General features: G+C 75.8%; 7 protein-coding genes. All 7 read right to left on the bottom strand.

Annotated features, from left to right (window positions below; all coding sequences use genetic code 11):
• Positions 1-55 precede the first annotated feature (55 nt).
• Positions 56-2,614, bottom strand: coding sequence for an FtsX-like permease family protein (locus GPA10_RS08665; RefSeq protein WP_343040534.1), 2,559 nt, complete (start codon positions 2,612-2,614; stop codon positions 56-58).
• A 20-nt stretch (positions 2,615-2,634) separates the two neighbouring features.
• On the bottom strand, positions 2,635-3,429 hold the full coding sequence (locus tag GPA10_RS08660) for an ABC transporter ATP-binding protein (protein ID WP_058852069.1): 795 nt from the start codon (positions 3,427-3,429) through the stop codon (positions 2,635-2,637).
• Between the two features lie 140 nt (positions 3,430-3,569).
• Positions 3,570-4,466 carry an NAD(P)-dependent oxidoreductase gene (locus GPA10_RS08655; protein WP_157164893.1) on the bottom strand — a complete coding sequence of 299 codons (897 nt, stop codon included), beginning with the start codon at positions 4,464-4,466 and terminating at the stop codon, positions 3,570-3,572.
• 118 nt (positions 4,467-4,584) lie between these two features.
• Positions 4,585-5,595 (bottom strand): UDP-glucose 4-epimerase GalE, encoded by a 1,011-nt coding sequence (gene galE, locus GPA10_RS08650; RefSeq protein ID WP_157164892.1) that lies wholly within the window; start codon positions 5,593-5,595, stop codon positions 4,585-4,587.
• 131 nt (positions 5,596-5,726) lie between these two features.
• On the bottom strand, positions 5,727-7,364 hold the full coding sequence (locus GPA10_RS08645; protein ID WP_425505691.1) for a glycosyltransferase family 2 protein: 1,638 nt from the start codon (positions 7,362-7,364) through the stop codon (positions 5,727-5,729).
• A gap of 177 nt (positions 7,365-7,541) precedes the next feature.
• Positions 7,542-9,374 (bottom strand): hypothetical protein, encoded by a 1,833-nt coding sequence (locus GPA10_RS08640; protein WP_246258909.1) that lies wholly within the window; start codon positions 9,372-9,374, stop codon positions 7,542-7,544.
• Positions 9,371-12,814, bottom strand: a complete 3,444-nt coding sequence (locus GPA10_RS08635; protein WP_343040533.1) for a bifunctional glycosyltransferase/CDP-glycerol:glycerophosphate glycerophosphotransferase — start codon at positions 12,812-12,814, stop codon at positions 9,371-9,373. The genes GPA10_RS08640 and GPA10_RS08635 overlap by 4 nt, the downstream gene beginning before the upstream one ends.
• Positions 12,815-12,942: the final 128 nt, after the last annotated feature.

Raw genomic sequence — 12,942 nt, 5'->3', positions numbered from 1 at the left:
GCCTGAGCGGGGCGCGGTACACACCCCGCGCCCCGCACCCCGGTATCTCCCGCCCTCACCCCGTCGGGTACCGCCCCCGCAGCACCCGCCGCACCGGCGGCACCGTCCCGGCAAGGGCCGTCGCCGCGACCACGCCGACGATCAGCGCGGCCTGCGCGGCCGGCAGATAGGGCAGGGCGCCCGCGAAGGCCAGGCTGAAGGCGAGCAGCGGGATCAGGGCGACGGCGGTGCCCACCACCAGGCCGGTGACGGCGACCGCGGCGGCCTCCGCGTGCAGCATCCGGCGGAGCTGGGAGCGGGCCGCGCCGGCCCGGCGCAGCAGGGTCAGTTCGGGGCGGCGGCCGACCCCGATCAGCGTGAGCGTGCTGAGGACGGCGATGACGGTGAACGCGCCGATCGCGCCGACCGCCGCGCCGGTCACCACCTCGCCGAGCGCCTGGTCCTCCGGTTCGACGCGCACCGCGTCCCGTACGGCCGCCGCGTCCCGGTCCACGCGGGCCCCCGGCACGGCCGCGCCGACCGCCCGGAGCGTGCGCGGCGCGCCGTCCGTCGCCACCAGGACCCGGGCCCTGCCGGTACCGGAGGTGTGCCGCAGGACCTCGTCCCGGGCGAGCAGGAAGTCCCCGGTGCCGAGGCCCCGCCCGTAGACTGCGGCCACCCGCAGCCGCCCTTCCGCGCCGTCGCCGAAGCGCAGCCGCACCGTCGAGCCGGGCCCGGCGTCCAGGGCGCGGGCCCGGTCCGTGGACAGGGCCACGGTGCCGGGGCGCAGGCCCGCAAGGTCGCCCTTGCGGACGTCGGGGTCCAGGGTGCGGGTCAGGCGCTGCGGGGTGACGCCGAGCACCGGCAGGCGCTCCAGCTTCGGCTCGCCCGCCTCCTTGCCCGCGAGCACCACCGTGCTGTGCACGACCTCCGTCGCGCCGGACACGCCCGGCACGGCCCTGATCCGCTCCAGGGCGCCGCGCGGCAGACCGCCGTCGGCCCGTACGACCACGTCCGCGCGGGCCGCGTCCCGGGCCTGGGCCCGCGCCTCGTGCGTCAGGGTGGCGCCCGCCGCGAGCTGCACCAGGGCGAACGCGGTGACCAGGACGACGGGGGTGATCGCGGCGCCCAGACGGGTCGCCGCGGCCGTGCAGTTGGCTGCCGCGAGCCGCCCGCCGGGGCCGCCGTAGCGGCGCATCGGCCCCCCGAGGACCCGCATCGCGCCCGTCGCGATCCACGGGCCGAGCACCGCGCAGGCGATCACCATGAGGACGGCGGCGGCGCTCGCCGCCGCCGCGGCGGCCTGACCGTGCTGGAGCGTCGCCGTGCCCGCGGAGCTGACGCCGAGGCCGAGCAGCACCAGGCCGGTGACGCGGCGCCGCGCACCCGGCGGTGACGCGCGCAGCGCCTGCGCGGGCCGCACCTTCGCCGTGCGACCGCAGGCGATCAGCGCCGAGAGCCGGGCGACGAGGACGGTGACGCCCGCCGTGACCAGCGGTGCCGCCGCCAGCCACGGCGGGAGGGGCAGCACCAGGCCGGACGGCACCGCGCCCCGCGCCTGAAGGAGCGCGAGCAGCCCCAGCTGGGCGGGCACCGCGAGGACGGCGCCCACCACGGCGGCGGCCACCGCGACGCGCCCCACCTCGCGGCCCACCGCGCCCCGCAGCTGCCGCGGCGTCGCGCCCACGGCACGCAACAGGGCCAGCTCGTGCCCGCGTTGGCGCAGCGCCTGCACGATCGTCGACGACACCACCAGGACGGCGATCAGCGTCATCGTCCCCGCGACCGCCCCGAGGATCTGCAACAGGGTGGAGCGCGCCGGGGCCGCCGTCAGGTCCTCGGCTGCGCCGCGGCCGTCGCCGGTGAGCACCCGCAGACCCGCCGCGTCGCCCTTCGCCCGCGTCACCGCGCCGCGCAGCCCGGCCTCGTCCACGGCCTGCCGCACCCGCCCGTACAGCGCGCCGGTGCCGACGCCCTCCTCGGCCACGACGCCGACGGCGTCCACCGTGCCCGCGTGCCCGGCGAGACGCCGTGCCTCGCCGCCGCTGAAGTAGACCGCGGCGCGCGGCCCGTCCGCGAGACCCACGACCCGGTACGTCCGGTCGGCACCGCCGACCCGCAGCACGACCCGGGCGCCCACGGCCCGGGCGTCGCCGCCCACCACGACCTCCCCGGCCCGGCGGGGCTCCCGGCCGTCCCGCAGCGCGTACGGCGCGAGGCGGGCCGCGTCCCACGGGCGGCCGGTGGCCGCGGTGCCCGCGAGGCCCACCGGGAACACCCGGTCGGCGACGGCCGCCCGCACCCCGGGCACCCCGCGCACCACGTCGAGCGCCCGCTCGGGCACCCGCACCCGCTCCGTCAGACCCGCCGTCACCGTCTCCGGCTCCGAGCCCCACGGCTTCGCCGTGTAACGGGTGTGCTGGTCACCGGACACCACCAGGTCGGCTGCCGCGTAGCGCTCCACGCGCGCGTGCCCGAGCGCCGCCGACGTCACCACGAGCGCGAACGTGCCGAGCAGCACCGACGTCAGCACGAGCGCCGCGAACACGGCGGCCCACGCCTTGCGGTGCGTCCGCGCCCCACGCGCGGCGAGCAGCCCGGTGACGCTCCCGCCGCGCACCGTCCTGTTACGCACTGTCCTTCCGCGCCCCGTGCTCACGCCGCCACCACCGTCCGGCCCGCGCCGAGCTGCCGCATCACTCCGTGCACCCGCTCCGCGTCCGGCGCGCCGAGCGCGGCCACGATGCGGCCCTGGGCGAGGAAGACCGCCTCGTCGCACCAGGCGGCCGCGTACGGGTCGTGCGTCACCATGACGACCGTGTGGCCGTCCCTGTCGACCGCCTGGCGGAGCAGGGTGAGGACGTCGTGGGCGGTGGCCGGGTCGAGGGCGCCGGTGGGCTCGTCGGCGAAGACGACGGCCGGTTCGGTGACCAGGGCGCGGGCGATCGCCACGCGCTGCTGCTGGCCGCCGGAGAGTTCGGCGGGCCGGTCGTCGGTGCGGTCGCCGAGGCCGACGGCGGCCAGGGCGACGGCCGCGCGGGCACCCACGCCGTCCGTCGCGCCGCCGAGCATCAGCGGCAGCGCCACGTTCTCGCCGACGCTGAGCGACGGCACCAGGTTGTGGGCCTGGAAGACGAAACCGATCCGCTCCCTGCGCAGCCGCGTCAGCTCGGCCTCGGCGAGGGAGCCGATGGCGACGCCCTCCACGTGGACGGTGCCGGACGTCGGCCGGTCGAGCCCGGCCGCGCACTGAAGGAGCGTCGACTTGCCGGAGCCGGAGGGGCCCATGACGGCGAGGAACCTGCCGCGGGGCACCACCAGGTCGACCGGGTGCAGCGCGACGACCCCGCCCCCGCGGTACGTACGCCCGACCCCGTCGAGGACGAGCGCGTCGCTCCCCGCCCGTACCCCTGCCGCCTTCCGCGCAGGACCGCGCCGCCGCCCGAACATCGTGTACGCCCTCTCCGTGACCCTCGCGGCCCGTGCCGCCCGTCACCGAGAACGCTAGGAATCGGGACCCGGGGTGCACGAGAGAGCACACACCCGAAGCGGGGGTGGAGCCTGCTACACCCGCACCGCCCGAGAGCCCGTCACGCGGGCTTGCGCAACACCTCCACCAGTGCCGCGATGCTCTGCTCGGCGCGCCCCTCCGCGACCGCCCGCTCCAGGAGCGCGTGCATCGGCGCGTGCCAGCTCACGTCGAGCCCGGCCTCGGCCGCGACCTCGGTGTCGCCGGGGATGCCCGCGTGGAAGATGCCGACGGACGACTGGGGCGCGGCGTAGTCACCGCGGTCGATCTCCGCCGCGAAGTGCGGCAGCATCGAGTTGACCATCTCCAGCCACTTCACCGTGTACGGGACCAGCGTGCCCGCCTCCAGGCCGCGCGCCGTCACCAGCGCCGCGCCCTGGAAGAACCCGAGCAGGACGGGCAGCAGCGTGCCGCCCACCGCCGACTCGTACAGCGCCGCGAGGTCGGGGTCGGTGCCCAGGTGCACGGTGTCGCCGCCCAGGACCCGCAGCGTGGCCTCGTGCTCGTCGAAGACGGCCCGGTCGCCGCTGTAGCAGAGCAGCGTGTCGGGCGCGCCCACGGCCGCGGGCACGTTCTTGACGGCGCCGTCGAGGAAGCGCGCGCCGTGCCCGAGCGCCCACTCGGCCATCGCGCGGGCACCGGAGGGGGTACCGGAGTTGACGGTGACCAGGGTCCGTCCCGCGAGCGCGGGCGCGGCGGGTTCCAGAGCCGTGCGGGTCGCCTCGTACGTCGTCAGACAGGCGATCGTGAGCGGGCTCGCGGCGATCGCGTCCCGGATGTCCACGGCGTGCGCCGCGCCCTTCTCGACGAGCGGGGCGGCCTTGGCCGGAGTGCGGTTCCACACGGTGACGGGGTGTCCCGCCGCGAGGTAGGCGGAGGCGAGCGCCGCGCCCATCGAGCCGAGTCCGACCAGGGTCACGGGGGTGCGGGCGGGCGCGGGCACGGCTGTTTCGGGCATGGCTGCTCCCAGGGTCGACGGGGGTGTCGGGGGTGACGGGGGAGGTGTCGCTCACCCCGCCGCCTCAGCCTGGTGCCCGCCGGGCCGTCGCTCAAGTACCGACTATTCGGTGCGGTACTTACCCTTCGGTGCGTGTCCGCTCGGCGCGTGCCCGCAGGGCCTCCGGGTGGAGCCGCGTCCAGCCCGCCCACGCGGACTCCACCATCTCCCGCACGTCCCGCTTAGCCGACCAGCCGAGCTCGGCGGTCACCCGGTCCGCGGCGGCGACCACGCGCGCCGGGTCGCCCGCGCGCCGCTCGGTGACCTCCGCCGGGATGTCGTACCCCGTGACCTCGGCGATCAGGTCGACCATCGCGCGCACCGAAACGCCTTCGCCGCGGCCGACGTTGAGCGTCAGGTCCGTGGAGCCGGGGGAGCCGGCGAGACGCCGGGCGGCGGCCACATGGGCCTCGGCGAGGTCCGCGACGTGGATGTAGTCCCGTACGCAGGTGCCGTCGGGCGTCGGGTAGTCGGCGCCGAAGACCCGCGGGGCCTGGCCGGCGGTGAGCTTCTCGAAGACCATCGGGACGAGGTTGAAGACGCCCGTGTCGGCGAGGTCGGGGCTCTTCGCGCCCGCCACGTTGAAGTACCGCAGGCACGCCGTGCGCAGGCCCGTGGCGCGGCCCACCGCGCGTGTCAGCCACTCGCCCGCCAGCTTCGTCTCGCCGTACGGACTCATCGGCACGCAGGGCGTGTCCTCGGTGACCAGGTCCACGTCCGGCATGCCGTACACGGCGGCGGACGAGGAGAGGACGAACGACGGCACCGCCGCGTCCGTGACCGCGTCGAGGAGGACGCGCAGGCCCTCGACGTTCTCGCGGTAGTAGCGAAGGGGCTGCTCGACGGACTCGCCGACCTGCTTCTTCGCCGCCAGGTGGATGACTCCGGCGACCTCGTGGTCCCGCAGCACCCGCGTGAGGAGGTCCGCGTCGAGGGTCGAGCCGACGACCAGGGGCACGCCATCGGGCACGCGCTCGGCGAGGCCCGAGGACAGGTCGTCGTAGACCACCGTGCGCTCGCCCGCCGCCGCCATGGCGCGCACGACGTGTCCCCCGATGTATCCCGCGCCGCCGGTGATCAGCCAGGTCATGGTCAGCTCGTCCCGTCGTGTCGTGTCGGTCGTGGACCGCTCTGTCGTTCCGGTGGTGGTACGTCCGTCCCGTGCCCCGCACCCCGGACATCCCGGACGGGCAGTCTCGCAGAGCCCGTGTACGGCGCGCGTCAGTGGCCGCTCGCCCGCCTGCCCGGCAGCCTGCGCACGAGCCGTGCGAGCCGCCGCCGCGCGACCGCCGCGACCCCGCGCGCCCCGGGCGCGATCCGCACCGACAGGTTCCCCGTCCGCGTCGCGTACGGCTGGACGAGCAGGATGCCGCGCCGCCCGCCCGGCACCACCGTGCGCCGCAGCAGACCGGGGCCCGGCACGGCGCGCGCCGTGGTCTCGCGCGCCGTGCCGTCGTCGAAGAGCAGCCGCAGCCGCAGGTCCCACACGTCGCCGTCGAGCGCCCCGAGGTCGACGCGCACCTCGCCCTGCCAGGTCCCGTCCGCCTGCTCGGGCCCGAACGCGGCCGTGCGCCGCAGACCGGGACGGCCGCCGCCCCGGTGCGTCAGCTCCACGTCGACCACGCCGGGGCCCGCGGCGGCGACCCGCCCGTACAGCTCGTGCAGCCGCAGCCGCAGGACGCTCGTGCCCGCGCGCGGGCGCAGTTCGGCGTCCACCGCGAGCGGCAGCAGCCGCAGCGGCCGGACGAGGAGGTGGTCCAGGGTGACCTGGGGCAGGTCCGCCGACCAGACGGGGGTGCCGTCGGCGGCGCGTGCGTACGGCGGGGCGAGCCGGGCCGGGCGCGCCGCCACCTGCCCGAGGCGTTCCAGGTCGCGCGGCTCGGCGGCGGCGAGGACGACCCGGGCGATGACGCGTCCCGGCGCGGGCGCGGCCTCCAGGTCGGCGGCGTCGAACTCGGCGAGGTAGGCGCGGGTCAGCGCCCACCACTCGCGCTGGTACTCGGGGCCGCGGGCCGTCAGCTCGCGCGTGTACATGCGCAGGCCGTGGTCGAGGAACTGGGCGCGGGCCGCCCGCGCGAGGAGCTTGTCGCCGCTCTCGGCGCCCCGCAGGATGTCCACGGCCTGGCGGTGGGCGGTGACGCGGGCCCGCCAGTTCTCGATGCCCGCGCGGTCCAGGGAGATCGACAGCCTGGCGGCGGCACGGCGCACGTGCCACACGTACACAGTGTCGGGGACGAGGGCGATGCGCGGCGCGGCGGCCAGGACGCGGGCGCCGAAGACGAAGTCCTCGTAGAGGAAGCGGCCTTCGGGGAAGCGGACGTCGTGGGCGCGCAGGAAGTCCGTGCGGTAGAGCTTGTTGACGCACAGCGTGTCGTGGACGAGGCGGGGGCGCAGCTCGGGGCGGGCCACGAGCGCGGGCTTGCGGTACAGCTCGGGCTGCCAGGGCACCTCGCGCCCCGACGGCAGCTCGCGCCGCACGCACAGCCCGGACGCGACCTCGGCGCCGTGCCCGAGGGCGGCGTCCAGGAGGGCCTGGGCGCCGCCGGGGGCCAGCACGTCGTCGCTGTCCAGGAACATCAGGTACGGCATCCGTGCGGCGTCGATGCCGTCGTTGCGCGGGGCGCCGCAGCCGCCGCTGTTGACGGCCCGCCGGATCACCCGCAGCCGCGGTTCGCTCGCGGCGAGTTCCGCGAGGACCGCGGGGGTGTCGTCCGTCGAGCAGTCGTCCACCGCGATCACCTCGCCCACGGCGGGGCCCTGGGCGAGCGCGGAGCGCACCGCGTCGGCGAGGTGCGCGGCGTCGTCGTAGCCGATCACGACGACGGTGATCTGGGGCTCTTGAGGTGAGATGCGGTCCACGAGGGAAATGTTAGGCCTTAGCGATATTTATCCGATTAGGGGGCTTGGGCGGGTGGCGTCTCGCAGCGCCTCGCGGCGTAAGGGCGCGCACGCGGTGGGGGACCACATGCGACGCGGCTGCCCCACCCGTATCAATTCATGCATCCTGCAACGATGTGGGTCCGACGTGTCTCCGGCTCACGCCACCCCGCCCACGCGCGCGAGGATCTCGCCGGTGCGCGGGCTCCACGTCACCGCCACCGCCTCGGGCGGCAGCCGCTGTTCCGGGGCGAGCAGCAGCCAGCGCACGTGGTACCGCTCGACGACGGCGGCGCGTTCGGCGGGCGTCGATGCCGGGTCGAGGTAGCGGCGCACCTCGTCGAGGCGCCGGTTGCGCGCGGACTCGGCGAGCGAGGCGTCCGGCCAGGCGGGCGCCACCAGGTTGACGCCGAACGCGGGGACCGAGCGCATGGGCCGGTAGCTGTCGGTCAGGACGACGTCGCCGCGGTCCATGTGCGCCGCCGCCCAGCCGTAGTCCGGCCAGCGCGGCGGCTGGGCGAAGCCGACCGGGTCGAGGGTGCGGGGCACCACGGCGCCCGCCTGGATCTGGAAGAACCCGGTGAACGCGCCGAGCGCGGTGGCCCCCGCGAGGGCGGCGCGGCGGGTGCCCCACGGGCGCGCCGCCGCCAGCTCGATCGCGAGGGCGAACTGGAGCGGGACCAGGGTCAGACCGAGAATGCGGCCGTAGGTGTAGTGACCGCTGAGCCAGCCGTAGCCGACCACCGCGCAGTCGAGGGCGAACATCACGACCAGCGGGTCCTTGCGGTCCTTGAGCCACCGCCAGTACAGCGCGGGCAGGCCGAGGGCGGCGAGCCAGAAGCGCTCGGGCATGTCGGTGTAGAGCTGCCGGTGGATCCAGTCGACGGACTGGTCACCGACCAGGGTCAGCGGGTTGAAGTACGGCCAGGTCGTGGCCACCACGAGGGCGGTGAGACCGGTGAGCACCCACAGCGAGGCCACCTTGAGCGCCCCCTTCGGCGACCCCTGCGGCTCGGCCGGTGACCTCTGCGCCCCCTTCGGCGACCCCTGCGGCTCGGCCGGCGCCCCCTGCGGCTCCGCCGTCCCGCCCCCGCGCAGCGCCCGCGCGACCTGCGGCAGAGCGAAGGCGGTCACACCGATCACCGCCGCCACCGACGTGATCGGGTGGATCAGCAGGATCAGCCCGCACAGCGCGCCGAGCCCCAGGTGCGTGGGCACGCCGCGCCGTTCTCCGGCCGCCGTGCCGGCCCAGGCCCACGCCCAGAACATCAGCGCGATGCCGAACGTCGACGGGTAGCCGAGGTTGCCCGTCATCGACATCAGGCCCAGATAGCCGCTCCACCAGGCCATCCGCGTGCCCCAGAGCAGCACCATCGCGAACAGGGCGAGCACGGGCGCCCAGGGGCGCGGCGTGAGGACGCGGACGAAGCGGGCGATGCCGGTGAGCAGCACGAGCAGGTTCAGGGGCCCGGAGACCTTGACTACCTGCCAGCCCGCGAGCCCCGTCCCCTCGGCGAGCAGCGCCTGCGCGACGGCGTACGGCGAGTAGTACGCGCTGCCGTCGCCCGGCAGGTCCGCCATCGGGTGGGCCGGGTGCAGCAGGTCGTCCTTGAGCCGCTCGACGACCGCCGCGTGCTGCCCGAAGTCGCAGCAGATCGGCACCCGCCAGTAGGCGAGCGACATCACGAGCCAGAAGGCCCCGCCGAGCAGCAGACAGGGGCTCGGCCGCCACAGCCTCCCGAACCCGGACGCGGTGGCCCCGAGCGACACGCGCCGCCGCCACCCGGCCACGGCCTCCGGGGCGCCCGGGCCCGCGGCGGGGGTGTCGGTGCCGACGCCGGCAGGAGCGGCGCCCGTGCCCGGAGCCGCAGCTGCTGCCGCCGCAGGCGCAGGAGCCTGTGTTTCGGGGGCGGCCGCCCCCGGGGCCGGAGCCGCGGGCGCCGCAGGCGCGGAAGCCCCCGCCGCAGGCGACGATCTGATCGGCGCCGTCATCGCATCAGCCTGTCCGCGACGCGGGACGCGGCCCGCCCGTCGTCCAGGTCGCAGTACGCCTCCCGGAACGCCGCGTACGCGTCCGCGTGCCGTTCGGTGACGGCGTCGAGGTCGCGCAGGGCGGCGACGACCTCGTCGGTGGAGGTGAGGAGCGGGCCCGGGGCGCTGTTCTCGAAGTCGAGGTAGAAGCCGCGGACCGTGTCGCGGTAGTGCTCCAGGTCGTAGGTGTGGAAGAGCATCGGGCGGCCGGTGTGCGCGAAGTCGAACATCAGGGACGAGTAGTCGGTGAGCAGCACGTCGGCGATCAGGAGCAGTTCGGCGGCGCGCGGGTGGGCGGAGACGTCGCGGACGAACGGGGCGCGGGCGCCGGGGAGGCGCCCCGACGTCAGGGGGTGTCTGCGGACGAGCAGGACGTGGTCGTCGCCGAGGCCGTCCTCGACGGCGCCGAGGTCCAGGGCGGGATCGTGGCGGAACCGGCCCGCCCCGAAGCCGAGGTGGTCGCGGTAGGTCGGCGCGTACAGGACGATCCGGCGGTCCGGGGGGAGGCCGAGTTCGCGCCGGACGCGCTCGGCGACCTTGTCGCGGTCGTCGGCGAACAGCACGTCGTTGCGCGGCGATCCGGCTTCCAGGACCTCGCCGTCGTAGGTGAGCGCGCGGCCCAGGTGCGGGGTGGCGAAGCGGCTGGGGGAGACCAGGACGTTCCACTGCGCGGCGAGGCGCGGCAGCCGGTCGAGGTGGCCGTGGTCGGCGTACAGGGTGTCGGTGAGGTCGGTGCCGATGCGCTTGAGGGGGGTGCCTTGCCAGGTCTGCACGACGGTCTGGCCCTCCCTGCGCCGGAAGAAGTCCGGCAGGTGCCCGGCGGTGACGACGCGGCGGCAGCGGGCGAGGGCCTCGTGGAACTCGGCGCTGTGCGCGGCCACGCCGCGCGCCCCCGCGGGCACCCGGGTCTGCTGGTCCTCGGTGACCCACAGGTGCTCGGCCTCGGCGCCGCGCCGCACCAGTTCCTCGTGGACGGCGCGCGGCGAGTCGCCGTCGAAGTACAGGACGGCGTCCCGCAGCGCCCTTCGGCGCTCGCGCGGGTAGTGCTCGGTGCGCAGCCGGTGGAGCCGGTACGCGCCGCGCTCGGTGGGCGCGAGCACCGACCGGGCCTCGATCAGGAGCCGGTCGCCGAAGCGCCGGTCGGCGGTGAACCGGCGCCCCTGCACCACCTGGTGGAACGGCAGCCCCGCCCCCGTCGACGCGAGGACCCGCACCGGCACTCCCGCTCCGCTGTTCTCGACCTCGCGCAGGAAGGCGTACCAGCGGCCCTCCCGCAGCACCCCGCCCCCGGGCGCGACGACCGCCCGGAACCGGTCGCCGGCCAGCTCCACCGGCACCGTCACCTCGTCGTCGCGGCCGCTGTGCCGCAGCACCAGCTCCGCCGACGGCCAGCTCGCCTCGGTCGCGGAGCCCTCGATCTCCAGGGTGCCGTCGGCGGTCCACACGACGCGGTCCGCGATGGGCCGCCGGGTCAGCTCCACCACCAGGTTGCCGCGGTCGTCGGCGGTGGTGCACAGCTCGCGGCCCGGCCGCGTCGCGTACCGGCCCGGCGGCAGGTCCGTGACGGCGGCGAGCGGCAGCGTCGAGCCGTCGGGGAGCACGAGGGCGGCCCCCCAGCGGTCGCTGTGCGGGGCTTCGACCTGGGCGGGGGCGTGGTGCGGCGCGGGCTCCACGGCCTCCAGGTCGGGCAGGTGCAGGCGGGCCTCGAAGCGGTCGTCGACGACGGCGACCGGGAAGTCGACGACGACGCCGCCGGAGTGGGTCAGGCGCAGCGACTTGGGGCGGGCGTGCCCCGGCAGACCACCGGTGAGCACCACGTCGTCGCCGTGCCCCCGGTGGCCCTCCACGCGTGCCGCGTACTCCTGTACGCGCAGGACGAGCCGGCCCTTGCTGAAGCCGAGCACGAGGCGCACGCCATCACCGAGGTCGTGCACCAAGGACTGGGTGCGGGAGCCGTCCTGGGCGCGGACGGCGGCACGCCTGACGAGGCCGTGGCCCGCGACGACCACGCCGAGCAGCCAGTTGCCGGGGCGGTAGCGGCCGCCGGTCTTCAGGCGCCCGGGGTCGACGGTCAGCTCGAAGCCGGACAGGTCGTAGCAGTGCAGGTGCTGGCCGGAGCGCTCGGTGGCCTCGGGCGCGGGCACGGTCCTGGCCGGCACCCAGCGGTAGCGGCCCCTGCTGTGCGCCGCCTTGAGCAGCCCGGTCTTCACCGACTGCGCGGGCCGGACCGCGTCCAGATTGCGCAGGTGGGCGTAGCCGCTGATGCGCAGGAGGCCGTCCGCGCCCCACCGGGCCTCGCCGAGGCGTGCCACGGCGGGCACCTCGTCGCGGCCGAGCCGGGCGATCTCGGGCGGCAGTGCGGCCACGCCCGGGTACGCGGCGTACCGGCGCACGGCGCCGCGCACCGCGAACGTGCCCTTGCCGCCGCGCCGTTCGTGGTCGAGCAGGTCGATCAGCTCACCGGTGCGCCGCTCCCGCACCAGATGCCACTTCACGCGCAGGTCCACCGGGAGCTGCCGCAGGATCGCCGGGTCCGCGGCGCGCAGGAACTCGGCGGTGCCCTCCAGGAACGCCGCCCGGTACTCGGGGCCGCCCATCGGGAGACCCTCCAGGAAGTACACGAAGTCGTCGCGCAGGCACGAGGCGTCGTACGTGGACTTCAGCTCGGGCGCCTGTCCGGCCAGGAAGGTGCTGACGTGAGCGCAGGCCGCGATCCGGTCCCGCACGCCCTTGACGTCGGTGCGCCGCCGGGTGATCGAGCCCTCGCGCACCCGCCAGTAGTAGACGTGGTCGCGGAGCACGTCCACGGAGGAGGCGAGGAAGTGCGCCGGGATCATCACCGGTGTGTCCTCGTAGAGCCGTCCCTCGGGGAACTCGAAGCCGTGCCGGTCCCAGAAGGCGCGCCGGAAGACCTTGTTCCAGGCCACGCGGTCGGCGAGCAGGGCCAGGTCGCGGCCGATGTGGGTACGGGTGCGCGGCGCGGTGAGCCACTGGTACTGCCAGGCCTGGGAGCGGCCGCGTTCGGTGAGCCGCCAGACGTTGCCGCTGGCGAAGTCGGAGCCGCTGGCGTCCAGGCTCGCGATCATGCGGGCGTAGGCGTCGTGCGGCACGATGTCGTCGCTGTCCACGAACGCCAGGTACTCGGCGCCCGGATTGGCGTGCCGCACCCCGGTGTTGCGGGCGGCGCTCAGGCCCGCGTTGGGCTGGCGCACATAGACGAAGCGCGGGTCGCGGGTGGCGAATTCCCGCGCGATGCGCGGACTTGCGTCGGTGGAGCCGTCGTCGACGAGGACGGCTTCGATGCCGCCGTCCAGACTCTGCCGGGCGATCGACTCCAGGCACTCCAGCAGGAACTCCTCGACGTTGTAGATGGGCACGACGACGCTGAGTCGGGGCTGCACGGCGACCGGCCTTTCGTAGGAGCAAGGGTGGTGTGACGTCCTGGTGGTGTCCTGATGGTGACGTCCCAATACAGGCGTATTCACACCTTTTGCCCGGCGGGATCAACATCCGCGCCCCCGCTCACCCC

Source organism: Streptomyces typhae (genome assembly GCF_009755605.1).
In the GTDB taxonomy this organism is placed as follows: domain Bacteria; phylum Actinomycetota; class Actinomycetes; order Streptomycetales; family Streptomycetaceae; genus Streptomyces; species Streptomyces typhae.
The sequence above is the reverse complement of the archived record's forward strand: the minus strand, read 5'-3'. Positions and strand labels throughout refer to the sequence as shown.

Excerpts from the sequence above, each read along its gene's own strand:
- GPA10_RS08660 (WP_058852069.1), bottom strand. The coding sequence starts at position 3,429 with ATGTTCGGGCGGCGGCGCGGTCCTGCGCGGAAGGCGGCAGGGGTACGG.
- GPA10_RS08655 (WP_157164893.1), bottom strand. The coding sequence starts at position 4,466 with ATGCCCGAAACAGCCGTGCCCGCGCCCGCCCGCACCCCCGTGACCCTG.
- galE (WP_157164892.1), bottom strand. The coding sequence starts at position 5,595 with ATGACCTGGCTGATCACCGGCGGCGCGGGATACATCGGGGGACACGTC.
- GPA10_RS08640 (WP_246258909.1), bottom strand. The coding sequence starts at position 9,374 with ATGACGGCGCCGATCAGATCGTCGCCTGCGGCGGGGGCTTCCGCGCCT.